This window comes from Streptomyces gardneri, assembly GCF_006539185.1.
Taxonomy (GTDB): Bacteria; Actinomycetota; Actinomycetes; order Streptomycetales; family Streptomycetaceae; genus Streptomyces; species Streptomyces gardneri.
Genome location: NZ_BJMN01000014.1, coordinates 188,120 through 212,654 on the forward strand (window position 1 = coordinate 188,120; position 24,535 = coordinate 212,654).

Consider the following 24,535-nt stretch of genomic DNA (forward strand, 5'->3'; position numbering starts at 1 on the left):
GTTGCACTGGATCACCCCCAAGTCGACGTAAACCCTCGCAAAACACCTCGCAAAAACCCTCTGCTTCGAGAAGAGATGCTGATGACCGACCAGGCCACCGGGCACCATCCGCAGCCGCGGCCCCGTAGCGGCGCGCAGCCCGCCGTCGAGCACGTCACGGGCGCGCAGTCCCTCATCCGTTCTCTCGAGGAAGTCGGCGCCGACACGGTCTTCGGCATTCCGGGCGGTGCGATCCTCCCGGCGTACGACCCGATGATGGACTCGAAGAAGGTGCGCCACATCCTGGTCCGTCACGAGCAGGGCGCGGGCCACGCCGCGACCGGCTACGCGCAGGCCACGGGCAAGGTCGGCGTCTGTATGGCGACCTCCGGTCCCGGTGCGACCAACCTCGTCACCCCGATCGCCGACGCGCACATGGACTCCGTGCCGCTCGTCGCGATCACCGGCCAGGTCGCCTCGAAGGCGATCGGCACGGACGCCTTCCAGGAGGCGGACATCTGCGGCATCACGATGCCGATCACCAAGCACAACTTCCTGGTCACCAAGGCCGAGGACATCCCGCGGACGATCGCCGAGGCCTTCCACATCGCCTCCACCGGCCGCCCCGGCCCGGTCCTGGTCGACATCTCCAAGGACGCGCTCCAGGCGAAGACCACCTTCAGCTGGCCGCCGCAGACCGACCTGCCCGGCTACCGTCCGGTGACCAAGCCGCACGCCAAGCAGATCCGCGAGGCGGCCAAGCTGATCAGCGCGGCCAAGCGGCCCGTCCTGTACGTCGGCGGCGGTGTCATCAAGGCCGGCGCCACCGGCGAGCTGAAGATCCTCGCCGAGCTCACCGGCGCCCCGGTCACCACCACCCTGATGGCCCTCGGCGCCTTCCCCGACAGCCACCCGCTGCACGTCGGCATGCCCGGCATGCACGGCGCGGTCACCGCAGTCACCGCGCTCCAGAAGGCCGACCTGATCGTCGCCCTCGGTGCCCGCTTCGACGACCGTGTCACCGGCAGGCTCGACAGCTTCGCCCCGTACGCCAAGATCGTCCACGCGGACATCGACCCGGCCGAGATCGGCAAGAACCGCGCCGCCGACGTCCCGATCGTCGGTGACGCCCGCGAGGTCATCGCCGACCTGGTCCAGGCCGTCCAGGCCGAGCACAGCGAGGGCAACAAGGGCGACTACGCCGCCTGGTGGAGCGACCTGAACCGCTGGCGCGAGACCTACCCGCTCGGCTACGACCTGCCGGAGGGCGGCAGCCTCTCACCGCAGCAGGTCATCCAGCGCATCGGGCAGCTCGCCCCCGAGGGCACGATCTTCGCCGCGGGCGTCGGCCAGCACCAGATGTGGGCCGCCCACTTCATCGACTACGAGCAGCCGGCCACCTGGCTGAACTCCGGCGGCCTCGGGACGATGGGCTACGCGGTCCCCGCCGCGATGGGCGCCAAGGCCGGCATGCCGGACCGCACGGTCTGGGCGGTCGACGGCGACGGCTGCTTCCAGATGACCAATCAGGAACTCACCACCTGCGCGCTGAACAACATCCCGATCAAGGTCGCCATCATCAACAACGGCGCCCTCGGCATGGTCCGCCAGTGGCAGACGCTGTTCTACAACCAGCGCTACTCCAACACCGTCCTGCACTCGGGACCGGACGACGTCCAGGCGAACAAGGGCACCCGCGTCCCCGACTTCGTCAAGCTCTCCGAGGCCATGGGCTGTGTCGCCCTGCGCTGTGAGGACCCGGCCGACCTGGACAAGGTCATCGCCGAGGCGAACGCCATCAACGACCGTCCGGTCGTCATCGACTTCATCGTCCACGAGGACGCCCAGGTCTGGCCGATGGTCGCCGCGGGCACCTCGAACGACGAGGTCATGGCCGCGCGGGGCGTGCGCCCCGACTTCGGCGACGGCGAAGACGACTGACAGCGAAGAGCGAAAAGGAAGAGACCCAGACATGTCCACCAAGCACACGCTCTCCGTCCTCGTCGAGAACACGCCCGGCATCCTCGCCCGGATCGCCGCGCTCTTCTCCCGCCGCGGCTTCAACATCGACTCGCTCGCCGTCGGTGTCACCGAGCACCCCGACATCTCCCGCATCACCATCGTGGTCAATGTCGAGGACCTGCCCCTCGAGCAGGTGACCAAGCAGCTCAACAAGCTGGTCAACGTCCTGAAGATCGTCGAACTCGAGCCCAGCGCTGCGATCCAGCGCGAGCTCGTCCTGGTGAAGGTCCGCGCCGACAACGAGACCCGCTCCCAGATCGTCGAGATCGTGCAGCTGTTCCGTGCCAAGACCGTGGACGTCTCGCCCGAGGCGGTCACCATCGAGGCCACCGGTTCGAGTGACAAGCTCGACGCGATGCTCAAGATGCTGGAGCAGTTCGGCGTCAAGGAGCTCGTGCAGTCCGGCACGATCGCCATAGGGCGTGGTTCCCGGTCCATCACGGACCGGTCCCTGCGGGCCCTCGACCGCAGCGCCTGAGAGTCATCGGAGGTCAACCGCAGGTCCATCCGGCGGTCCGACTGACGAGACCCCAAAGCTTCCCTCAAGCGCTCCCCCGTACGGTGGGACGCAACATCAGCACCTCAAGGAGATTCCCAGTGGCCGAGCTGTTCTACGACGACGACGCCGACCTGTCCATCATCCAGGGCCGCAAGGTCGCGGTGATCGGCTACGGCAGCCAGGGCCACGCCCACGCGCTGTCGCTCCGTGACTCCGGTGTCGACGTCCGCGTCGGCCTCCAGGAGGGCTCCAAGTCCAAGGCCAAGGCCGAGGAGCAGGGCCTGCGCGTCGTCTCCGTCGCCGAGGCGGCGGCCGAGGCCGACCTCATCATGATCCTGACCCCGGACCCGATCCAGGCCAAGGTCTACGAGGAGTCCATCAAGGACAACCTGAAGGCGGGCGACGCCCTCTTCTTCGGCCACGGCCTGAACGTCCGCTACGGCTTCATCGAGGTCCCCGAGGGCATCGACGTCGCCCTGGTCGCCCCGAAGGGCCCGGGCCACCTGGTCCGCCGCCAGTACGAGGAAGGCCGCGGCGTTCCGTGCATCGCCGCCGTCGAGCAGGACGCGACCGGCTCCGCCTTCGCGCTGGCGCTCTCGTACGCCAAGGGCATCGGCGGCACCCGCGCGGGCGTCATCAAGACGACCTTCAAGGAAGAGACCGAGACCGACCTGTTCGGTGAGCAGGCCGTTCTCTGCGGTGGTACCGCGGCGCTGGTCAAGGCGGGCTTCGAGACCCTGACCGAGGCCGGCTACCAGCCGGAGATCGCGTACTTCGAGTGCCTCCACGAGCTGAAGCTCATCGTCGACCTCATGTACGAGGGCGGCCTGGAGAAGATGCGCTGGTCGGTCTCCGAGACCGCCGAGTGGGGCGACTACGTCACCGGCCCGCGGATCATCACCGACGCCACCAAGGCGGAGATGAAGAAGGTCCTCGCGGAGATCCAGGACGGCACCTTCGCCAAGGAGTGGATGGCCGAGTACCACGGCGGCCTGAAGAAGTACAACGAGTACAAGACCCAGGACGAGAACCACCTCCTGGAGACCACCGGCAAGGAGCTGCGCAAGCTCATGAGCTGGGTGAACGACGAGGAGGCGTAAGCCTTCAGGGCGGGGGTCGGACAGTGTGTCCGGCCCCTTCCCGCGTCGTTGGACACCTCGTCCAACCACGGACGGGTGATCCTTCCAACGAGGCGTATGAGCTGCGCCGACGCACCACTACACTTCTCAACAACATACGCGTCAGGCCCACAGCGTCGTGCGCTTTCACGCGGCAAGCCCCCTCCACCGCCTGCGGCCGTCGGGACGGCCGTCCGCACTGGATCTGTGAGGACTCACGTGAGCTCGAAACCTGTCGTACTCATCGCTGAAGAGCTGTCGCCCGCCACCGTCGACGCGCTGGGCCCGGACTTCGAGATCCGGCACTGCAACGGCGCGGACCGCGCCGAGCTGATCCCCGCCATCGCGGACGTGGACGCGATCCTGGTCCGTTCCGCGACCAAGGTCGACGCCGAGGCCCTCGCCGCCGCGAACAAGCTGCGGGTCGTCGCCCGTGCCGGTGTCGGTCTGGACAACGTCGACGTCTCCGCCGCCACCAAGGCCGGCGTCATGGTCGTCAACGCCCCGACCTCGAACATCGTCACCGCCGCCGAGCTCGCCTGCGGTCTGCTCGTCGCCACCGCGCGCAACATCCCGCAGGCCAACACCGCGCTGAAGAACGGCGAGTGGAAGCGCAACAAGTACACCGGCGTCGAGCTGAGCGAGAAGACCCTCGGTGTCGTCGGCCTCGGCCGCATCGGCGTCCTGGTCGCCCAGCGCATGTCCGCCTTCGGCATGAAGATCGTCGCGTACGACCCCTACGTGCAGCCGGCCCGCGCCGCCCAGATGGGGGTGAAGCTGCTGGCCCTGGACGAGCTCCTGGAGGTCGCGGACTTCATCACCGTCCACCTGCCGAAGACCCCGGAGACCATCGGTCTCATCGGTGACGAGGCGCTGCACAAGGTCAAGCCCGCGGTCCGGATCGTGAACGCCGCGCGCGGCGGGATCGTGGACGAGGCGGCGCTGTACACCGCCCTCAAGGAGGGCCGGGTCGCCGGCGCGGGCCTCGACGTGTACGCGAAGGAGCCCTGCACGGACTCCCCGCTCTTCGAGCTCGACCAGGTCGTGTGCACCCCGCACCTCGGCGCCTCCACGGACGAGGCCCAGGAGAAGGCCGGCATCGCCGTCGCCCGCTCGGTGCGCCTGGCGCTCGCGGGCGAGCTGGTCCCGGACGCGGTCAACGTCCAGGGCGGCGTCATCGCCGAGGACGTGAAGCCGGGTCTGCCGCTCGCCGAGAAGCTCGGCCGGATCTTCACCGCCCTCGCGGGCGAGGTCGCGGCCCGTCTCGACGTCGAGGTCTACGGCGAGATCACCCAGCACGATGTGAAGGTGCTCGAACTCTCCGCGCTCAAGGGTGTGTTCGAGGACGTGGTCGACGAGACCGTGTCGTACGTCAACGCCCCGCTGTTCGCGCAGGAGCGCGGTGTCGAGGTCCGTCTGACGACGAGCTCCGAGTCGCCCGACCACCGCAACGTCGTCACCGTGCGCGGCACCCTCGCCAACGGCGAGGAGGTCGCGGTCTCCGGCACGCTGGCCGGCCCCAAGCACCTCCAGAAGCTCGTCGCGGTCGGCGACTACGACGTGGACCTGGCGTTCGCCGACCACATGGTCGTGCTGCGCTACGAGGACCGCCCGGGCGTCGTCGGCACGGTCGGCCGGATCCTCGGCGAGGCCGGTCTGAACATCGCGGGCATGCAGGTCTCCCGCGCGGAGGAGGGCGGCGAGGCGCTCGTCGTGCTCACCGTGGACGACACGGTGCCGACGACCGTCCTGGCGGAGATCGCCGAGGAGATCGGCGCCGCATCGGCCCGCTCGGTCAACCTGATCTGACCCTGCTCGCAGGGATGTGCCCGGTCGCTAGACATTCGTCTTACACGATTGTCTAGCGGCCGGGTACAGTGCTGTCATGGGACACAAGGAAGACCTGCTCGAAGGCGCGAAGCGCTGCCTCCTGGAGAAGGGGTACGGGCGCACCACGGCCCGCGACATCGTCGCCGCCTCGGGCACCAATCTCGCCTCCATCGGCTACCACTACGGCTCCAAGGACGCCCTGCTCCAGCAGGCCTTCCTCGCCCTCACCGAGGAGTGGGGCCAGCAGGTCGGCCCCGCGGGCAGCGGCGAGGAGAAGCGGGAGCTGCCGGCCGACCCGTATCAGCGCTTCCACGCCGTCTGGGAGCAGGTCATCGCCGCGGCCGGGCCCAGCCGGCCCGTCTGGAAGCTCCAGACCGAGATCGTCACCCGGCTCGACGACGACGAGAAGCTCCGCGACGCGATCAAGGAGCCCCAGCGTGAGGGGCGCCTCGGCATGGCCGAGGGCTTCCTCGGCATCGACCCGGAGGCGGACCCGGAGAAGGCCCGGGTGGCGGGGCTGCTCTGCCAGGCCCTCGCGACCGGTGTGATGATCCAGTGGATGGTCGACCCGGAGACCGCGCCGAGCGCGGAGGACCTCACGGAGGGGCTCAAGGTCCTGATGGGGGAGCGGGACTGACGTACCGTCGGGCCGAGTGAAGTGCTGCCGCCCGTCGGCGTCGGGCCTCACGCCCCCTTGCGGAAGCGCTCGCTCAGTTGGCGGCCCAGGGCCGGGGGGACGTGGCCCGACGGTGGGTCCTCTCCCAGGGCCCGGGCCAGGTCGACGGCGTACACGTCGACCGCCGACTCCGTGAGGTCCGCGAGGTTCCCCGCGGCGTCCCGGCCGCGCCGCCGGCCGAGCAGCAACAGGACGACACCGGCCAGGGCCGCCGGCCACCACTGGGCACCCAGGCAGAGATAGAGCAGGCCCCAGCCGCTCTGCGTCGAGGCGCTCGTCAGTGCCGCCCGCGCCGTGATCAGATCGTCCCGGCAGGGTTCCGGCAGCACGATCCACAGCCGCGGCCAGGTGAACGCGAAGTCGAGACCGTACTGGCCCTGGACCCGGACCCCCACGGAGCGCAGCCGGTCGCCGATCCAGGCGGGCCTGGCCGGCTCGGTGAGCGCGATGGCGTTACGGGCCTCGACGTGGGAGGCCTTGGCGGCCGCGGGGCCGGTCGCGACGGCGTCCTCCTCGGTGTTCCACCGGTGCCGGCGTCGCCGGACGAGCCCGCCGACCAGCCACCGCGGGCCGGAGGCCAGCCAGACCTTCTCGACCAGGGAGCCGAGCCCGCGCGCGAGCAGTCCGACCGCCGCCCCGATCAGCAGAAGCGCCGCCGCGAGGAGCAGTGCCGATACGGGGCGCCGGTCGTAGCCGGCCGCCAGGTCCTCGGCGGAGCTGCTCAACAGCCGCCAGTCGAGGGCGTGGCGGTGGCCGAGCACGGACGCCGCCGCGGCGAGCGCGGCGAACAGCGCGCCCGGCAGGGCGAGGAGTTGCACCCAGCGTTCCGCCAGGCTCTTGCCCAGCGCGGAAAGGAGGGTGTTCATCCGAACATCAACGGTTCGCCGAGCACGGCGCACTCGTGCAGCGGGGCGCCCGGTGTGCGGTGCTCGCTGCGAGAGCACCGCCCGCCCGGGCAGATGTAGGAGCCGGCCGGTCGCGGCGCGGACTCCTGGCCGGGGAACGAGGCGTACCCCCGAGGCCGCGACGGCAGGTCCAGGAGGGTGCGGACCGACTGCGTCACGGCGGCCGCAGGCCGGGTTCCCTCCCTCAACTCGACCAGGAGCCGCTCCAGTTCGGCCGACCGGCCCATGTTTCTCGCGAGTGTGCGCGCTTCCGTCAGCTCTGCGCAGAACCGCGCCAGCTCGTGAGCGTCCTCGGCGGTGATTTCCACCCGTTCCTCCCCCTCACCCGACTTTCACGGAATAGTCTCATCGTTCATTCGGGAGAGTCGTGGATTCGTCTGGGTTCGTCTGGGTCCATCAACAGCCGGGGGGCGTCGTGAGTATCAGAGATCTCGCTTTGGGGCTGGAACAACGGCTCGCCACCTTCTACTCCAGTGGCGACCCGGAGCTCTTACGGGAACCGGAGGCGCAGCAGCTCGCGGACCGGCTGTACTACTCGGTCGACTGGTACGCCCCGGCCGAGGCGGCCGAGGGCGCACGGATGTTCAACGTCGCACTCCTGCTGGCGGGCTTCCACTGGCACCGCTGCGAGTACTTCGAGGAGGACATCTCGCGAGAGGACGCGACGCGCGCCACGTTCCTCTACAAGATGGTGTGTCAGGTGGCGCCGCACCTCGTCCCCGAGGTCGTGATGAGCGTCTACGTGCAGACCGGAGACCCCGTGGCCGACATGCGGACCGACAACCCACTGTCGGCGTACACACAGCTCGGCATCAACCTGCTCAAGGAGGCGGAGACGAAGGGGGATACGCGACTTCTCGACGACGCCGCCGAGCTGTGCCTGCTCACGGCGCGCGCGAACCCGCGGGAGGACGTGGTGAAGGCGGAGGCCCTCGTCACGCTCGGGAACATCCTCACCCGCAGATACGAGTTCATGGATGAGGAGGACGACCTGGAGCGCGCCCTCATCGTCACGCGCGCGGCCGAAGACCTGATTCCGGAGGGCGACCCGTGCCGCCTCAAGTTCTGTTCGGGGCTCGGGCACATCGCGATCCGGATGTTCCAGCTCACAGGGGTCCTCGACTGGCTCGACGAAGCGGTCCGGGTACTGCGCGAGGGCGCGTACGAATCCCCCGGCGACGACACGCTCCGCGCCGCCGTCCTGACCAACCTCACCGCCGCCCTGACCGCGCAGCACCAGGCCATCGGCCGGTTCGACGCGGCCACCGAGGCGCTCCAGGCGCAGTTCGAGGCCGTGGGCATCACTCCTCGTGACCATCCCGATCTGCCGAGCCGCCTGGTGAACCTGACGGACCTCATTCTTGGCCACCCCGGCAAGATCACGGCGGAAGCCGACCGGTACGACCTGGCGATCGGCCTGCTCGACGATGCCCTGTCCCTGCTCCCCGACGGTCACCCCGACCGGCCCGGTTGCCTGAACAGCCTGACCTCCGCGTACCAGGCCCGCTACCGACTGACGAACGAACCGCTCGACCTGGTCGCCGCCGCCGAGGCGGGCGTGTCGGCGGTCGAGGCCAGTGCGGTCGGTCACTACCGCCGGCCGATGATGCTGATGGGGTTCGCCCAGTCCCTGAAGGCCTTCGCCGATCGCTTCCCGGGGTCCGGTGGGCTGCTCGACATGGCCGTGGCCGCGCTCCACGAGGCATACACGCTGCTTCCCGAGGGGCATCCGGACTGTGCGGATGTCCTCACCGGACTAGGGGCCATCCTGCGGGACCGGTTCACGACCGGCGGGAAGCCCGCCGACCGCGACGGCGCCGTCCGAGCTCTGCGCGGGGCGGCCGCCGTCCTCTCCGCGTCGGCCCGGACCCGGGCGCGGGCGGCCTCGGCGGCGGGCGACATCCTCGCCGATGCCCAGGACTTCGCCGGCGCCACCGGCTCCTACGCCCTCGCCCTGGAGCAGCTCGAACTGACCGCCTGGCGCGGGCTGGGCCGCGCCGACCGGGAACGCCTGATCGCCGAGTTCCCCAGCCTGGCCGCGAACGCGGCGACCTGCGCCGTACGAGACGGAAAGCCGGAGCGAGCGGTGGAACTGCTCGAACAGGGCCGCGGCATCCTGATCGCCCAAGCCCTGGAGACTCGCACCGACCACTGGCAGCTGCGTGCCCTGGCGGGCGAACTCGCCGACCGGCTCGAACAGGTCCTCGGCGAGCTGGAGCGGCTGCCCGACAGCCCGTCCCGCACGGCGGGATGGGAGCCGCAGGACCACCGGCAGGCCGACGAGAGCCGCGCCGCCCTGGCCCGGCAGCGGGAGGAGGTCCTCAAGGAGATTCGTGCCCTGAGCGGACTCGAGGACTTCCTGCGGTCACCGTCCTTCGATGCCCTGCGCGCCGCCGCCGCACGCGGGCCCGTGGTGCTGCCCGTCGCGAGCACGTACGGCTGCTTCGTCCTCCTCCTCGCCGAGGACGGGGTGGAGGCGCTCCCGCTGGAAACGAGCGCCGAGGAACTGGCGGGACGGGCCGTCACCCTCGCCGTGGCCCTCGATCCCGGTCATTCACCGTTCAAGGCGCGCAGTACAGTCCTGGACACCCTGGAGTGGCTGTGGGGCACCGTGGCCGAGCCGGTGCTGGGGGCCCTGGGCCGTACGGAGTCGATCGGCCCGGACGGAGATCCGCCCCGCGTGTGGTGGTGCCCCACCGGGATCTTCTCGCAGTTCCCGTTGCACGCCGCCGGGCGCGACCTCCCCGACGGTGGTGTAACGGTGTCCGACCGGGTCGTCTCCTCGTACACCCCGACGCTGCGGGCCCTGCTCCACGCCCGTGACCGGCCCCGGCTGTCGGCTGACGCGGACGGCCGGGGCCTCATCGTCTCCATGCCCTCCACCCCGGACTTCCGGGACCTCCCGGCCGCCGCGGACGAGGCCCGGGACCTGCGCGGGCGCCGCCCGGACGCCCGGCTCCTCACCGGCCCCGCCGCGACCGCCCCGACGGTCCTCGAGGCGCTCGCCGACTGCTCCTGGGTTCACTTCGCCTGTCACGGCACGCAGGACGTCGCGCAGCCCTCGCGCGGCGCGCTGATCCTGCACGACGGTCCGCTGACGCTGCGGGACATCGTGAACCTCCGGCTGCCGTACGCGGAGTTCGCGTACCTCTCCGCCTGTGAGACGTCACGCGGCGGGTTCGTCCTGGCGGACGAGGCGATCAGCTTCGCCGCCGCCGTCCAGGTGGCGGGTTTCCGGGATGTCGTCGGCACGCAGTGGTCCATCGACGACGTCCTCGCGCCGGAAGTCGCGGACCTCGTGTACGAGCACCTGTCCCGGCAGAGCGTCCCCGACCCCGGGGCCGCTCTGCACGAGGCGCTGCGCGCGGTGCGGGCACAGAAGCCGAACGCCGTGGCGAGCTGGGCGGCGTACGTCCACGTGGGGCCGTGACCGACGTGGGGAGAGCCGGTCAGAGCCGGGCCGACTTCAGCGACATGTGGAGCAGGAGGCGGTCCTCGCCGTCGTCCAGATCCAGGCCCGTGAGCTGTTCGACCCGGGACAGCCGGTAGTAGAGGGTCTGCCGGTGGATGCCCAGGGCCGCCGCCGTGCGCCCTGCCTGGCCCGCGTTGTCGAGGAACACCTCGGCGGTGCGGGCCAGTTCGCTGTGGGCGGGGGTGAGCAGCGGTGCGACGGCGGGGTCGATCTCGGGGTGGTAGAGCGCCGCGAGCAGGCGGTACGGTCCGATCCCGGCCCACTCCGCGACCGGACCGAGCGTCGGCTGGGCCGTGGCGGCGCGGGCCGCCGTGCTGGCTTCGCGCCAGGCGGCCGGGAGCTCCGCGAGGCCCCGGCGGGGGCTCGCGATGCCGGCCGGCGTGGCGCCGCGCAGCCGCTCCGCGGCCGTGTGGGCGGGGGAGAGGTCCTCCGCCGTGCGCAGCCGTACGAGCACGGCGAGGGACTCGGCCTCGGGGAGGGTGGCGACCGCCGCCGCGCCGGGCACCGCCCGGATCGAGGGGGCCTCGCCCTGCCAGGGGGTCACGCAGACGACGGTGTGCAGCCCGTCCGCGCTGGGGCCCAGGGCCGCCCGGAGCGCGGCGACGGCCATGTCGCTCTGCCAGCCGCGCCCGGCGGTCAGGACCGCGACGAACTCGCGGGAGAGGTCGGCGTCCGCGCGCTCCTCGTCGGCGAGGAGCTCGCCGATCCGGGTGGCGACCTCCATCGCGGCCGTCAGCTGGGAGGGCGTGGGGCCGGGCTCGGCGTCCAGCAGCCAGACGTATCCGAGGACGACGCCCCGATGGCGTACGGGAAGACAGATCCGGTCCCGGAACACCCCGGCGTCCGGGGCGGCCGGGATGTGGACCGGGGCCGTCGCCCGGGTGATGCCGAAGCCCTCGAACCAGGCGCGGACCGCCGGGGTCGACTTCCGGGTCAGGATCGACCGCGTCCGGACGGGGTCCATGGCGGTGTCGTCTTCGCTGTCGTGCGCCCCGAAGGCGATCAGCCCGAAGTCGCGGTTCTCCAGTGTCGCCGGGGTGGCGAGGAGTGCGGAGATCTCGTCGACCAGTTCTTGGTAATCGCCCTTCACAGCGCCATTCTCGCACCCCTTCAGACATGTGTATGAGATGCCGCGCACGGATGCGTGACAGCTGTCGATGGCAGAGGATCGGAGCGATCCATAGGTTTCACGGTGGTTCTCCGTGCTGTTCCCGTTTTCTTACGAAAGATCGGGTAGAGCACCCTTCGTCACCCTGTCCTTCTGGAGGTGCCCCGTGCTGGGTCCCGTGATCCTTGCTGCGTCGCGCAGCGACAAGATGCGCCGTCTCGTGTCGGCCGCCCCCGGGACCAAGCAGGTCGTCGCCCGCTTCATCGCCGGTGAGACGGTCGGCGACGTCGTCCCGATCGTCCAGGAGCTGACCGACCGCGGCCTGGAGGTCACCCTCGACGTCGTCGGTGAGGACATCACCACCGTCGAGCAGTCGTACGCCGCCCGGGACGCCTACCTGGAGCTCATCGGCCGCCTCAAGGAGCTGGGCCTCGGTGCCCGCGCCGAGATGTCCGTCAAGCTGTCGATGTTCGGCCAGTCGCTGGAGAACGGCCACGAGCTCGCTCTCGCGAACGTCCGCCCGGTCGTCGAGGCCGCCGCCGAGATCGGCACCACGGTCACCCTGGACGCCGAGGACCACACCACCCTCGACTCGATGTTCGCCATCCACGAGGAGCTGCGGAAGGACTTCCCGCAGACCGGCTGCGTCATCCAGGCGTACCTCTTCCGCACCGAGGACGACGCCCGCCGCCTCGCCGAGAACGGCTCCCGCGTCCGGATCGTGAAGGGCGCCTACAAGGAGCCCGCCTCCGTCGCCATCCAGGACAAGCCCGAGATCGACAAGGCGTACGTCCGGATCATGAAGATCCTGATGGACGGCGAGGGCTACCCGATGATCGGCTCCCACGACCCGCGCCTGATCTCCATCGGCCAGGAGCTGGCCCGCCGCGCCGGGCGCAAGCTGGACGAGTACGAGTTCCAGATGCTGTACGGCATCCGCAGCGAGGAGCAGAACCGCCTCGCCGCCGAGGGCCACCGCATGCGCGTCTACACCGCCTACGGCACCGACTGGTACGGCTACTTCATGCGCCGTCTCGCGGAGAAGCCGGCCAACCTGCTGTTCTTCGTCCGCTCCATCCTCACCAAGGGCTGAGCCCCCCACCTCTCACAAGGAGTACTGCGACTCATGGACGCTGTCACCCAGGTCCCCGCTCCGGTCAACGAGCCGGTGCACAGCTACGCCCCCGGTTCCCCGGAGCGCCTCCGTCTCGAGGTCAAGCTCAAGGAGCTGGCCGAGAACCCGCGCGAGCTGCCGATGACCATCGGCGGCGTGAAGCGCCTCGGCGGCGGCGAGGAGTTCAAGGTCGTCCAGCCGCACAACCACAAGGCCGTCATCGGTACCTTCCGCGGCGCCACCACGCAGGACGCCCAGGACGCCGTCGACGCCGCCCTCGCCGCGGCTCCGGCCTGGCGCGCGATGGCCTTCGACGACCGCGCCGCGATCATCCTGCGCGCCGCCGAGCTGCTCGCCGGCCCGTGGCGCGAGACGCTGGCCGCGTCCACGATGCTCGGCCAGTCGAAGACCGCCCAGCAGGCCGAGATCGACACCCCGTGCGAGCTCGTCGACTTCTGGCGCTTCAACGTGGCGTACGCCCGCCAGATCCTGGCCGAGCAGCCGCCGGCCAACTCCCCGGGTGTGTGGAACCGTCTGGACCACCGCCCGCTGGAGGGCTTCGTCTACGCGATCACGCCGTTCAACTTCACGGCCATCGCGGGCAACCTGCCCACCGCCCCCGCCCTCATGGGCAACGTGGTGGTCTGGAAGCCGTCCCCGACGCAGACGCACTCCGCCGTGCTCCTCATGGAGCTCCTGGAGGAGGCCGGCCTGCCGAAGGGCGTCATCAACCTGGTGACCGGCGACGGCATCGCCGTCTCCGAGGTGGCCCTGAACCACCCCGACCTGGCCGGTATCCACTTCACCGGTTCGACCAAGACCTTCCAGCACCTGTGGAAGACGGTCGGTACGAACATCGAGAAGTACCGCTCGTACCCGCGGATCGTCGGCGAGACCGGTGGCAAGGACTTCGTCGTCGCGCACCCGAGCGCCGACCGCGCCATCCTGAAGACCGCGCTGACCCGTGGCTCCTTCGAGTTCCAGGGCCAGAAGTGCTCCGCGTCCTCGCGTGCGTACGTCCCGGCCTCCATCTGGAACGACGGCTTCAAGGAGGAGTTCGCGGCCGAGGTCGACGGCATCACCATGGGTGACGTCACCGACCTGTCGAACTTCATCGGCGCCGTCATCGACGAGCGCTCGTTCGCCAAGAACAAGGCCGCGATCGACCGTGCCGCGGCCGACCCGACCTGCACGATCGTCGCCGGTGGCACCTACGACGACTCGGTGGGCTACTTCGTCCGCCCGACCGTCATCGCGTGCACCGACCCGGAGAACGAGGTCTTCAAGGCCGAGTACTTCGGCCCGATCCTCGCGATCCACGTGTACGAGGACGACCAGTACGACGCGATGCTGACCCAGATGGAGTCGGTCTCGGACTACGCCCTCACCGGCTCGGTCATCTCCGGCGACCGCGCGGCCGCCGCGTACACGATGGAGAAGCTCCGCTTCGCCGCGGGCAACTTCTACATCAACGACAAGTCGACCGGCGCCGTCGTCGGCCAGCAGCCCTTCGGCGGCGGCCGCGCCTCGGGTACGAACGACAAGGCCGGCGCTCCGCAGAACCTGATGCGCTGGACGCTGACCCGCGCCATCAAGGAGACGCTGGTTCCGCCGACCGAGTACGGCTACCCGCACATGGGCTGACGCCCGCCCGCCTCGTAGAGGCCCCCTGACACCGCCCCCCTCCTCGGTCCCCCAACTGAGGACGGGGGCGGTTCTCATTCCCCGGCGCGGCGCTTCAGGAAGTCGCCGATGAGCTCCGCGATCGCCGGCGCGTGGGTCTCCAGGGCGAAGTGGCCCGTGGGGAGGAGGTGGATCTCCGCGTCCGGGAGGTCGCGGCGGAAGGCTTCGGCGCCCGCCGGGACGAAGACCTGGTCGCCCTCGCCCCAGACGGCGAGGAGGGGGACCCGGGAGGTGCGGAAGTACTCCTGGAAGGCGGGGTAGAGGGCGAAGTTGGAGCCGTAGTCGGCGATCAGGCCGAGCTGGATCTCGTCCTGGCCGTCGCGGGCCATGAGGGTGGCGTCGTGGTGCCAGGCGTCGGGGCTGAGCAGGTCGCGGTACTCGGCGGGGACGCCGGTCTCGTACTGCCACCTGATGCCGTCGAGGGAGCGGATGCCGCGGACCGGCTCCTCGGTCTCGGGGGTGCGGTTCTCGATGAGAGCGAGGACCGGGGCCCAGGCCTCGGCGCCGAGGCCCTCCTCGTAGGCGTTGCCGTTCTGGCTGATGATCGCGGTGACGCGCTCGGGGTGGGCGAGGGCGAGGCGCAGGCCGATGGGGGAGCCGTAGTCCTGGATGTAGAGGGCGTACCGGTCGAGGCCCAGGGTCTGGGTGAACTCGTCGGTGAGCGCCGCCAGCTCGTCGAAGGTGTAGTCGAAGTCGGCGGCGGAGGGGGCCGCGCTGCGGCCGAAGCCCAGGTGGTCGGGGGCGATCAGTCGGTAGTCGTCGGCGAGCAGCGGGATCAGGTCGCGGAACATGTGCGAGCTGGTGGGGAAGCCGTGCAGCAGGAGCAGGACGGGGGCGTCGGCCGGGCCGGCCTCGCGGTAGGCGATCTCGTGGCCGCGGACGGTGGCGGTGCGGTGGTGGATCGGCAGCACGGTCATCCCTCTAACCCCTTATGTGTGCGTGACTGGTTATGGCTTGACTCAATCAGGCTCGGGCTAACCTGTCAATGGCTCTTAAGGGGTTAGGTGAGGTTGTGGGAGGGTGAGCCCATGACCTTGAGGATCGCGCCCACCCATGAGCTCGGGGCCGGTCGGCTCCGGTCCGTACGCGAGATGCTGGACTCCGCCTTCGACGGCGACTTCGGCGAGGACGACTGGGACCACACGCTCGGCGGCGTCCATGCCTGGATCGAGGACGGGCGGGGCATCGCCGCCCACGGCGCCGTCGTCCTGAGGCGGGTGCTCCACCAGGGGCGTTCGTACCGCGTCGGATACGTCGAGGGGGTCGCCGTCCGTAGCGACCTCCGGCGGCGGGGGCTCGGCGGGGTGGTGATGGAGGGTCTTGAGCGGGTCGTCGACGGCGCGTACGCCTTCGGGGCGCTCAGCGCCTCGGGCGAGGGGGCCGCGCTCTACCGGGCGCGTGGCTGGCGGGTCTGGGAGGGGCGCATCGAGGTCCTCGCTCCCGAGGGGATCGTCCGGCTCGCGGAGGAGGAGGGCTCCGTCTTCCTGCGTCCGGCGGCCGGGCGGGCCCTGCCGGACGTCGCCGCCCCGCTCGTCTTCGACTGGCGCGACGGCGACGTGATGTGAGGTGAGGGAGGGTCAGGGCCTGGGGTGGCGCTGCTCCTCGCGGCCCTTGGCCGTCTCCAGGTGGGACGTGTACAGGGACGAGAACATGGAGACGAGGGCGATCGTGATCGCGAGCCCGCCCGTGCCGAGCGCCCCGATGAAGCACGCCGCCGCCGCGGCGCTGACCACCACGAGCCACACCGCGAGCGCCAGCTTGCCGCGGCGGCTCAGGAACAGCGTCCGGAGCGGGGTGGCCGGCGGGGTCTTCAGGGCGCCCTCCGGGCCCGCCGTCGCCGCGCGCGGCCGCTTGAAGTAGCCGTACACCAGCCATTCGCCGCACAGCTCCCAGCCCTCGGGCTCCAGCCCGGCCAGGACCTTCGTGCGGCGCCGTCCGGTGATGACCTCGCGGCGGTACTCCCACCGCAGCGCCGCGGTCGTGGAGCGGCGGCAGACGAACCGGCCGAGCGAGTCCAGGGACTCCACCTCCCAGCCCTCGTCGCCGTGGACGGCGAGCATGCGGACGTCGTTGAAGATGTCGGCCGTCCAGGTCCAGTTCTCCGCCTGCTCGTCCGGCTCGGCGGGCCGCGGGGCGAGCCCGCCGAGCTGTGCGGCGAAGCCGGCGGCCGGGCCGAACTCCTCCTCCGGGTGTGCCCCGGTCTCGGCGAGGTGTCCGCGGAGGTCCTCGACCGTGGCGGTGATCTGGTCCTCCGGCACGCCCGCGGTGTGCAGGGCGGCGGCCAGCTCGGTGAAGTACCGCTCGGAGTCCGTGGTCGTGCTCATGTCGTTCTTCCCCCTGGGTGCAGCGTGGTCTCGACGGCGCGGTGGAAGCGCAGCCAGTCGCGGCTCTCGGTGGCGAGGTGCTCGCGCCCCCGCTCGGTGAGCCGGTAGTAGCGGCGGCCCGGCCCGCGCTCGGCGGCGCGGAACTCGGCCTCCACCAGACCGGCGTCCTCCAGGCGGTTCAGCACGGGATAGAGCGTCCCGCCCTTGATCTCGCCGAGTCCCGCCTCGGCGAGCGCCTTGGCGATCTCGTACCCGTAGCTCTCGCCGTCGGTCAGGCGGGAGAGGACGAGCAGGTCGAGGACTCCCTTGAGCCAGCTGGATCTGCGGTCTGCGGCCATGGATGTATTGGAGCACCAGCTAGGTAGGAATGCAAACTAGATAGGGGTGCCGGTCTCATGCGGCGACCAGCATCTTTCCGAGGTTCTCGCCGCGCAGCATCCCCAGGAAGGCCTCGACGATGTGCCCGAAGCCCTCCACCACCGTCACGTCCAGGGGCAGCGCCCCGCTGCGCAGGTGGGGGACGGCGAGCTCGTACAGCTCCTCCAGGGCGTCCATGTGGTCGCGGACGAGGAAGCCTTCGAGCCGGATGCTCTTGCCGACCACGTCGAAGAGGTTGCGCGGGGCCGGCGGGGGAGCGGACAGCGAGTGGTACTGGCCCACCGCGCCGACCCAGGCGATCCGGCCGAACGGGCGCAGCGCGGCGATCGAGGCCTCCAGGTGCTCGCCGCCCACCCCGTCCAGAACCGCGTCGAGCCCCGCCGGGGCCGCCTTCGCGAGGAGCTCGCCGACCGGTCCGTCGTGGTAGTCGAAGGCCGCGTCAAAACCCACCTCCTCCGTCAGGTACGCCACCTTCCGCGCCGAACCCGCGCTGCCCACGAGCCGCCCCGCGCCCAGCAGTCGGGCGAGCCGGCCCGCCGCCGTGCCCACCCCGCCCGCCGCCGCGGAGACGAAGAGGTCCTCGCCCGGCTGGAGCCGCGCGATCCGGGTCAGGCCCACATAGGCCGACAGGCCGGTACCGCCGAGCAGGCTCAGATGGGCGGCGAGCGGTACGCCGGGGCCGAGGTCCGGGACCGGGCGCGTCTCGTCCTTCGTGACCAGGGCGTGGGTGCGCCAGCCCTTGCGGTGCAGGACGAGGTCGCCGGGGCGCAGGGCCGGGTCGCGGGAGTCGAGCACCCGGCCCAGCGTGCGGCCCTCCATGGGGGAGTTCAGGGTCCAGATCTCGTCCGAGTCCATCGCCTCGCGGTGGTACGGGTCGACGGACCACAGGACGTTCTCGACGAGGGCGGTGCCCGGCTCCGGCGCCGGGACGGGGGACTCGACGAAGGCGAAGTGGGCGGGGGCGGGGAAGCCGGTGGGGCGGGCGGTCTGCTGGACGGTGATCATGGTGTCGTTCGTCATGGGCCAGACCGTAGGAGGGAATCCGCGGCCCGGGCAGGGGGTTGCGTCGATGGAAGCGGCCCATCCATGAATGCCGCTCATACGACGAGGTGGGAACCGTGATGACCGAGGACCTGGCCCCGCGCGAGCTGCGCGTCCTGGTGGCCGTCGGCCGCGAGCGCGGCTTCTCCGCCGCGGCCGTCGCCCTCGGCATGACCCAGTCGGCCGTCTCGCACTCGGTGCGGGGCAGCGAACGCAAGCTGGGGGCCGTCCTCTTCGAGCGGGGGCGGAACGGCGCCACGGCGACGGCGGCGGGCGAGCGGGCCCTCGCGCACGCCCGGCGGGTGCTCCGGCTCCTGGACGTGATGGCGGCCGAGGTGCGCGGCGCGCGGAGCGGCGCCGAACCCGACATCCTCGCCGGGCCGCTGCGCATCGCGGCCTTCCGCAGCGCGGCGCTCCATCTGCTGCCGCGCGTCCTCGGGCGGCTGACGGCGCGACACCCGGAGCTCGTGCCCGAGGTGCGGATCGTCCGGGAGGTCGGGCGCGGCACGGCCGGTGAAGTCCTCGACGGGCGGGCGGACCTGGGGATCGCAACCATCGGGACCAGCTCGCCCGTGCCGCCGGAGCTTGTCGGGGGCGTCCTCCTTGAGGAGGGGTACGCGCTGGTGCACCCGGCAGGGCATCCGGCGCCGCGCACGCTGCCGCTGGTCGACTGGACCGAGAACTGCACCTCGTACACCAGGGAATGGTGGGCCGGGCAGGAGTGGCTGCCGCCCGCGACGGTGGAGGCGGAGGACGACGGAGCGGTGCTCTCGATGGTGAGCACCGGTTACGGGATGGCCGTGATGCCGGAGCTCTCCCTGGTCGGAGCACCGTCCTCCGTCGAGATCACCGATCTCGGTCCGGAGCGGCCGACGCGCTCGGTGGGCTACGTCACCACCCCCGAGCTGGCCGCCTCGCTCGCCGTGCGCGCGCTCATCCGGGAGCTGCGGGCCGCCGCGGGGTGACCCTCGGGAGACCTCCGGGGGACTCTCGGTCCCGCGCCGTCTCAGATAGTAGGAAGTCCGAGTAACTGTGGAGACAGATGCGGCACTCTGCCCTAGCTTTGTAGAAGCCGAACGTCTCGCTACATCAGCGAATGGCGGTCGAGAGCGCGACGCCCCTGTGCAGGCAACCCCTGCGGCGGCGCTCCCCGCCCCTGCCGGCACCTTCGATCACCACTGATCTCCGCAACTTCGGATCATCACTGATCTCAAGGAGTCGATCCCTCATGGCAACTCAGACCGCCCGCCGCGTCCGCCACTCCGCCGCCCGTTCCAGCGACGAGGCCCGCCAGAACGCCGCCGCAGCCCTCCAGCGCGCCCTCGACCGCCGTGACAACGGCGGCTCCACCGGCCACTGATCCGCAGGTCCGAGGGGTCCCCCGCAACGGGACCCCGCGGGCCTCCGGTCGCCCGTTCGGGCTGTCCGTTCGTCCACATGATGGACGTAACGTGTCAGACGATGGGACGAAGAGTAGGGTGCCGACATGTCTCACAGCATCAATCTCGCAGTCATTCCCGGCGACGGCATCGGCCAGGAGGTCGTGGCCGAAGGCCTCAAGGTCCTCTCGGCCGTCCTTCCCCAGGACGTGAAGCTGGAGACCGAGGAGTACGACTTCGGCGCCAAGCGCTACCACGCCACCGGTGAGACCCTCACCGACGCCGATCTCGACTCCCTCAAGAAGCACGACGCCATCCTGCTCGGCGCCATCGGCGACCCGTCGGTGCCGTCCGGAGTCCTGGAGCGCGGCTTCCTGCTGAAGCTCCGCTTCGCCTTCGACCACCACGTCAACCTGCGCCCCTCGAAGCTGCTCCCCGGCGTCGCCACCCCGCTCGCCGGCCAGCCCGAGATCGACTTCGTCGTGGTCCGTGAGGGCACCGAGGGTCCGTACACCGGCAACGGCGGCACCATCCGCAAGGGCACCCCGCACGAGGTCGCCACCGAGGTCTCGGTCAACACCGCCTTCGGTGTCGAGCGGGTCGTCCGGGACGCCTTCGCCCGCGCCCAGGCCCGTCCGCGCAAGAAGCTGACGCTGGTCCACAAGAACAACGTGCTGACGTTCGCCGGCCACCTCTGGACGAACATCTTCACCAAGGTCGCCGGGGAGTTCCCCGAGGTCACGACCGACTACCTGCACGTCGACGCCGCGACGATCTTCCTCGTCACCGACCCGGCCCGCTTCGACGTCATCGTCACCGACAACCTCTTCGGCGACATCATCACCGACCTCGCCGCGGCCGTCTCCGGCGGCATCGGCGTCGCCGCCTCGGGCAACATCAACCCGAGCGGCGAGTTCCCGTCCATGTTCGAGCCGGTCCACGGCTCCGCGCCGGACATCGCGGGGCAGGGCAAGGCCGACCCCACGGCCACCGTCCTCTCCGTCGCCCTCCTGCTGCGCCACCTCGGCTACGAGACCGAGGCCGTCCGGGTCGAGGAGGCCGTCTCGGCCGACCTCACCGAGCGGGGCACCGCCGTCCGTACGACGGCCGAGGTCGGCGACGCGCTCGCCGCGCGAGTAGCGAGCTGACCCGCGCAGCCGACTGACATCTGACAGCAGCCGCCGGGTCGCACCTGCACCCGGCGGCTGTACCTGTGCGGCCGCAGGGTGCCACCATCGAACCCTGGACCGCGTTCACCCGTTTCCCGCACCGGTCCCCGCGAGCGATAATCGGACGTGGGGCCGTGGCATACGGGCATGCTCGGACGTCCACGCAGTCATGGGCCTCGGTCGATGACCGAGGCGTGTGCGCGGTCCTACACACACAACCGGTGAAGGACACGCACTCATGACGACGCCCACGATCGAGCTCAAGCCCTCCTCCAGCCCTCTGTCCGACGCGGAGCGCGAGGCGATCCTGGCCAACCCGGGATTCGGCCGCCACTTCACCGACCACATGGTCACCATCCGGTGGACCGAGGGCCGCGGCTGGCACGACGGCCAGCTCGTGCCGTACGGCCCGCTGCACCTGGACCCGGCCACCAACGTCCTGCACTACGCGCAGGAGATCTTCGAGGGCCTGAAGGCCTACCGCCGCCCCGACGGCTCGGTCGCCAGCTTCCGCCCCGACGCCAACGCCCGCCGTTTCCAGGCCTCGGCCCGCCGGCTGGCCATGCCGGAGCTGCCCGTCGAGACCTTCGTCGAGGCCTGTGACCTGCTCGTCAAGCAGGACAAGGCATGGGTTCCGGCGCACGGCGGCGAGGCCTCGCTCTACCTGCGCCCGTTCATGATCGCGACCGAGGTCGGCCTGGGCGTCCGCCCGGCCAACGAGTACCTCTTCGTGGTCATCGCCTCCCCGGCCGGCCCGTACTTCCCCGGTGGCGTGAAGCCCGTCTCCATCTGGCTCTCCGAGAACCGCGTCCGCGCCGTCCCCGGCGGCGTCGGCGACGCCAAGACCGGCGGCAACTACGCGGCCTCCCTGCTCGCGCAGGCCGAGGCGGCGGCGAAGGGCTGCGACCAGGTCGCCTACCTCGACGCCGTGGAGCACAAGTGGGTCGAGGAACTCGGCGGCATGAACCTGTACTTCGTGTACGGCGACAAGCTGATCACCCCGACCCTCACCGGTTCGCTCCTCGCCGGCATCACCCGTGACTCGCTGCTCAAGCTGGCGGCGGACCTCGGTCTGAAGCCGGAAGAGGGCCGCGTCTCCATCGACCAGTGGCAGGCCGACAGCGCCGACGGCACCCTGACCGAGGTCTTCGCCTGCGGCACCGCCGCCGTCATCACCCCGGTCGGCACGGTCAAGTCCGAGCGGGGCGAGTGGCAGCAGTCGGGCGGCGAGCCCGGCGAGGTCACGATGAAGCTGCGCGACGCGCTGCTCGCCGTCCAGACCGGCCGGGCCGAGGACGCCCACGGCTGGATGCACGAGCTCGGCTAGTCGCCGCCCGGCAGCAGCCGGTCGCTACTCCGTAGCAGCCAGGGCTTCCGGGGCCGTCACGGTCCCGGGAGCCTTTTTCGGCGTCAGTACGGCGTACAGCGCGCCGCCCGCCACCCCCGACAGCACGAAGCTGCAGTCGATCCCGCCCGTCAGGGCGAGCAGCGGCGCCTCGTAGAGCGGTGTCGACACCCCGGCCAGGCCGACCGCCGCGCCGATCGCCCAGGAGGCGGTGGCGCGCGGGTGCCAGCCCGCCGAGAACCAGTAGATCCCGCCGCGCGAGCGGTTGTTGTAGACCTGGAGCGCCTCCGGGTCGTACGACCCGCCGCAGCGCGCGTGCCCGATCAGGGTGATCACGGCCCACGGCGTGCCGATCGCGGTGAGCAGCAGGACGAACGAGGTCATCGCCGTCTGGGCGTCCGAGGCGAAGTGGCCCAGGAAGACGAAGGCCGTCGCCACCGCCGCGACCACGAGCGTGGCGCGCGCCCGGGTGGCGCGGGGCAGGATCGCGTCGAGGTCGAGCCCCATCGAGTACAGCATCAGCCCGGCGTTGCCGACGGACCCGGCCGTCGCCGCGAGGAGCAGCGGCACCAGGTACCAGGCGGGGGAGGCGGCGACGAGCGGCCCCGCGTAGTCGAGGCCGCCGCGGGACGCGAGAGCGGTGACCGTGCCGAAGAGCTGGGGGATCAGGAGGCCGACGAGGAGGCCGAGGCAGGTGGCGTACCAGACCTTCTTCGCACTGTGCCGCACGGGCGAGACGTACCGGGTGTAGTCGCCGAGCAGGGTGATGAAGGCGACGGGCCCGCTGAGCCCGGCGGCGACGGCGGAGAGCAGCCAGGTCGGCCAGAACGAGCCGAGCAGGTACGGGGTCTCCGGTACGGCGGCCGTCGTGAAGTCCCCGGCGTACGCGACCAGGCCGATCGCGAGGAGCACGGTCATGCCGACCGCGAGCGCCTTGCTCAGCTTGAGCAGCAGCCGGTAGCCGTAGACCGCGGCGACGGCCGTGGCGGCGGCGAGCAGGGCGTAGACGACGGCGTGCGAGGCGCCGCCGGTCGGCAGGCCGACCAGCCGGGCCAGCGTCCCCACCATGACGTCCCCGCCGATCCACAGCGTCAGCGCGGTGTAGCCGAGCGACAGCAGCAGCCCGACCACGGAGCCCACGAGCCGGCCGCGGACGCCGAAGAAGGCGCCGGAGGAGGTGGAGAGGTTGGTGGCGGTGCGGAGGGAGACCAGGGCGAGCGGGGCGGTGACGGCGACGCCGACGACGGTTCCGGCGACGACCGAGGTGACCGAGGCCCAGAGGTCGAGGCCGAACGAGACCGGGAGCCAGCCGAAGACGATCACCCCCAGACAGAGGTTGGAGCCGAGCAGGATCGCCACGAGATCGCGGGGGCCGCTGGTGCGTTCGGCCTCGGGGACGGTGTCGACTCCGCGCTGTTCTATCGGCATGAGGACTCCTGGGGAGGGGAGCGGGGCGAGAGCGGCTCGCTCGTCCAGACATTTAGAGTGACGCTCAATGTGACCCATGCCTGTCGGCCACGTCAATGCTTGGCAGCGGGCTGTTCAACATTTAGAGTGACGCTCAAACAGGAGGTGTTTCGGACGTGCGACTGACCCCCACGGAACGCGACCGGCTGCTGCTCTTCGGCGCCGCCGAGCTCGCCCGGGCCCGCCGGGCCCGGGGCCTGCGGCTCAATGTCCCCGAGGCGACCGCGCTCATCGCGGACACGGTCTGCGAGGCGGCCCGCGACGGCAAGCGACTCGCCGAGGCGATCGCCGAGGCCCGCTCCGTCCTCGGCCCCGACGACGTCCTCCCCGGCGTCGCCGACGTGGTCACCGAGGTCCATGTCGAGGCCGTCTTCGACGACGGCTCCCGCCTCGCGGTCGTCTCCGACCCGATCGGCTGGGGGTCCCCCCGCGAAGCAGGGGGAGGAAGGCTGGGCGAGGCGGCGCCGGGCGCCCTGCTGCCCGGCCCCGCGCACCCGGAGCCCGCGCCCGCGCTCACCCTCCGCGTACGGAACACGGCGACCGTGCCCGTGAGCGTCACCTCCCACTTCCACTTCTTCGAGGCCAACCCCCGCCTCGACTTCGACCGGGCCGCCGCCTACGGCATGCGGCTCGCCATCCCGGCCGGCGCCTCCTTCCGCTTCGACCCGGGCGGCGAGGCCGAGGTCGGCCTCGCGCCGATCGGCGGCGCGCGCGTCGCGATCGGCTTCGCGGGCCTGGTGGACGGGCCGCTGGACGCGCCCGGCGCGAAGGAAGAGGCCCTGCGGCGCGCGGCGGCCTGTGGCTACCTGGGAGTGGAGAGCTGATGGACCCGTACGAGTACGCCTCCGTGCACGGCCCCCGCGCCGGCGACCGTGTCGTCCTGGGCGACTCCGGGCTCGTCGTCCGCGTCGAGTCCGACTCCCAGAAGCTCGGCGACGAGTTCCTCGCAGGCTTCGGCAAGACCGCCCGCGACGGCCTCCACCTCAAGGCGGCCGCCGTCCGCGAGACCTGTGACGTCGTCATCAG

General features: G+C 71.1%; 22 protein-coding genes and 1 pseudogene. 15 read left to right on the forward strand and 8 right to left on the reverse strand.

The features are described from left to right. Positions 1-75 precede the first annotated feature (75 nt). The 5 genes from SGA01_RS12800 to SGA01_RS12820 all read left to right on the forward strand — a co-directional run bounded on the left by SGA01_RS12800 (position 76) and on the right by SGA01_RS12820 (position 6,085). Positions 76-1,920 carry an acetolactate synthase large subunit gene (locus SGA01_RS12800; RefSeq protein WP_141296645.1) on the forward strand — a complete coding sequence of 615 codons (1,845 nt, stop codon included), beginning with the start codon at positions 76-78 and terminating at the stop codon, positions 1,918-1,920. 31 nt (positions 1,921-1,951) lie between these two features. Further along, on the forward strand, positions 1,952-2,479 hold the full coding sequence (gene ilvN / locus SGA01_RS12805; protein WP_024756291.1) for an acetolactate synthase small subunit: 528 nt from the start codon (positions 1,952-1,954) through the stop codon (positions 2,477-2,479). A 119-nt stretch (positions 2,480-2,598) separates the two neighbouring features. After that, on the forward strand, positions 2,599-3,600 hold the full coding sequence (ilvC, locus tag SGA01_RS12810) for a ketol-acid reductoisomerase (protein WP_055641191.1): 1,002 nt from the start codon (positions 2,599-2,601) through the stop codon (positions 3,598-3,600). Positions 3,601-3,837: 237 nt separating this feature from the next. After that, positions 3,838-5,427: a phosphoglycerate dehydrogenase gene (serA, locus tag SGA01_RS12815; protein ID WP_055641190.1), complete on the forward strand. Its 1,590-nt coding sequence runs from the start codon at positions 3,838-3,840 to the stop codon at positions 5,425-5,427. A gap of 76 nt (positions 5,428-5,503) precedes the next feature. Then, positions 5,504-6,085: a TetR/AcrR family transcriptional regulator gene (locus tag SGA01_RS12820; RefSeq protein WP_055641189.1), complete on the forward strand. Its 582-nt coding sequence runs from the start codon at positions 5,504-5,506 to the stop codon at positions 6,083-6,085. Positions 6,086-6,132: 47 nt separating this feature from the next. Here SGA01_RS12820 and SGA01_RS12825 read toward each other — a convergent pair whose 3' ends face one another. Beyond that, positions 6,133-6,990, reverse strand: a complete 858-nt coding sequence (locus SGA01_RS12825; protein WP_141296646.1) for a hypothetical protein — start codon at positions 6,988-6,990, stop codon at positions 6,133-6,135. After that, positions 6,987-7,337 carry a hypothetical protein gene (locus SGA01_RS12830; protein ID WP_141296647.1) on the reverse strand — a complete coding sequence of 117 codons (351 nt, stop codon included), beginning with the start codon at positions 7,335-7,337 and terminating at the stop codon, positions 6,987-6,989. Before SGA01_RS12830 ends, SGA01_RS12825 begins: the two co-directional genes overlap by 4 nt. Before the next feature lie 107 nt (positions 7,338-7,444). Between SGA01_RS12830 and SGA01_RS12835 the strand changes: the two genes are divergently transcribed. Then, positions 7,445-10,459, forward strand: a complete 3,015-nt coding sequence (locus SGA01_RS12835) for a CHAT domain-containing protein (RefSeq protein ID WP_141296648.1) — start codon at positions 7,445-7,447, stop codon at positions 10,457-10,459. Positions 10,460-10,478: 19 nt separating this feature from the next. Here SGA01_RS12835 and SGA01_RS12840 read toward each other — a convergent pair whose 3' ends face one another. Beyond that, entirely contained in the window at positions 10,479-11,591 is a 1,113-nt protein-coding gene (locus SGA01_RS12840) for a PucR family transcriptional regulator (RefSeq protein ID WP_141296649.1), read from the reverse strand. 184 nt (positions 11,592-11,775) lie between these two features. On the opposite strand from SGA01_RS12840, the gene SGA01_RS12845 reads away from it, so the two are divergent. Both SGA01_RS12845 and pruA read left to right on the forward strand, forming a co-directional pair. Further along, the gene (locus SGA01_RS12845) at positions 11,776-12,702 is read left to right on the forward strand and encodes a proline dehydrogenase family protein (protein WP_055641184.1); all 927 of its coding nucleotides are present in this window, start codon (positions 11,776-11,778) and stop codon (positions 12,700-12,702) included. A 33-nt stretch (positions 12,703-12,735) separates the two neighbouring features. Further along, positions 12,736-14,367, forward strand: coding sequence for an L-glutamate gamma-semialdehyde dehydrogenase (gene pruA / locus SGA01_RS12850; RefSeq protein ID WP_055641183.1), 1,632 nt, complete (start codon positions 12,736-12,738; stop codon positions 14,365-14,367). Between the two features lie 74 nt (positions 14,368-14,441). Here the strand turns inward: pruA and SGA01_RS12855 are convergent, their stop codons facing one another. Beyond that, complete coding sequence (locus SGA01_RS12855; RefSeq protein WP_174867296.1) at positions 14,442-15,323, reverse strand: alpha/beta fold hydrolase; 882 nt, start codon at positions 15,321-15,323, stop codon at positions 14,442-14,444. 111 nt (positions 15,324-15,434) lie between these two features. On the opposite strand from SGA01_RS12855, the gene SGA01_RS12860 reads away from it, so the two are divergent. Beyond that, a complete protein-coding gene (locus tag SGA01_RS12860) occupies positions 15,435-15,971 on the forward strand; it encodes a GNAT family N-acetyltransferase (protein WP_141296650.1) in 537 nt (178 codons plus the stop codon). Positions 15,972-15,983: 12 nt separating this feature from the next. Here the strand turns inward: SGA01_RS12860 and SGA01_RS12865 are convergent, their stop codons facing one another. The 3 genes from SGA01_RS12865 to SGA01_RS12875 are packed head-to-tail and all read right to left on the reverse strand — an operon-like array spanning position 15,984 to position 18,128. Further along, entirely contained in the window at positions 15,984-16,730 is a 747-nt protein-coding gene (locus tag SGA01_RS12865) for a hypothetical protein (RefSeq protein ID WP_141296651.1), read from the reverse strand. Further along, positions 16,727-17,068: a PadR family transcriptional regulator gene (locus tag SGA01_RS12870; RefSeq protein ID WP_141296652.1), complete on the reverse strand. Its 342-nt coding sequence runs from the start codon at positions 17,066-17,068 to the stop codon at positions 16,727-16,729. Before SGA01_RS12870 ends, SGA01_RS12865 begins: the two co-directional genes overlap by 4 nt. Before the next feature lie 55 nt (positions 17,069-17,123). After that, positions 17,124-18,128: an MDR family NADP-dependent oxidoreductase gene (locus SGA01_RS12875; RefSeq protein WP_141296653.1), complete on the reverse strand. Its 1,005-nt coding sequence runs from the start codon at positions 18,126-18,128 to the stop codon at positions 17,124-17,126. A gap of 101 nt (positions 18,129-18,229) precedes the next feature. Between SGA01_RS12875 and SGA01_RS12880 the strand changes: the two genes are divergently transcribed. The 4 genes from SGA01_RS12880 to SGA01_RS12890 all read left to right on the forward strand — a co-directional run bounded on the left by SGA01_RS12880 (position 18,230) and on the right by SGA01_RS12890 (position 22,024). Further along, complete coding sequence (locus SGA01_RS12880) at positions 18,230-19,114, forward strand: LysR family transcriptional regulator (RefSeq protein WP_141296654.1); 885 nt, start codon at positions 18,230-18,232, stop codon at positions 19,112-19,114. Positions 19,115-19,377: 263 nt separating this feature from the next. Next, on the forward strand, positions 19,378-19,509 hold the full coding sequence (locus SGA01_RS41875; RefSeq protein ID WP_255325181.1) for a hypothetical protein: 132 nt from the start codon (positions 19,378-19,380) through the stop codon (positions 19,507-19,509). A 126-nt stretch (positions 19,510-19,635) separates the two neighbouring features. Continuing rightward, positions 19,636-20,676: a 3-isopropylmalate dehydrogenase gene (locus SGA01_RS12885; protein WP_141296655.1), complete on the forward strand. Its 1,041-nt coding sequence runs from the start codon at positions 19,636-19,638 to the stop codon at positions 20,674-20,676. A gap of 259 nt (positions 20,677-20,935) precedes the next feature. Beyond that, complete coding sequence (locus tag SGA01_RS12890; RefSeq protein ID WP_141296656.1) at positions 20,936-22,024, forward strand: branched-chain amino acid aminotransferase; 1,089 nt, start codon at positions 20,936-20,938, stop codon at positions 22,022-22,024. A gap of 24 nt (positions 22,025-22,048) precedes the next feature. Here the strand turns inward: SGA01_RS12890 and SGA01_RS12895 are convergent, their stop codons facing one another. After that, a complete protein-coding gene (locus SGA01_RS12895; RefSeq protein WP_141296657.1) occupies positions 22,049-23,470 on the reverse strand; it encodes a cytosine permease in 1,422 nt (473 codons plus the stop codon). Between the two features lie 155 nt (positions 23,471-23,625). On the opposite strand from SGA01_RS12895, the gene ureA reads away from it, so the two are divergent. Both ureA and SGA01_RS12905 read left to right on the forward strand, forming a co-directional pair. Further along, positions 23,626-24,333, forward strand: a complete 708-nt coding sequence (ureA, locus tag SGA01_RS12900; protein ID WP_141296658.1) for an urease subunit gamma — start codon at positions 23,626-23,628, stop codon at positions 24,331-24,333. Beyond that, positions 24,333-24,535: pseudogene (locus SGA01_RS12905) on the forward strand (urease subunit alpha); the annotation flags it as partial. The gene ureA and the pseudogene SGA01_RS12905, both read left to right, overlap by 1 nt.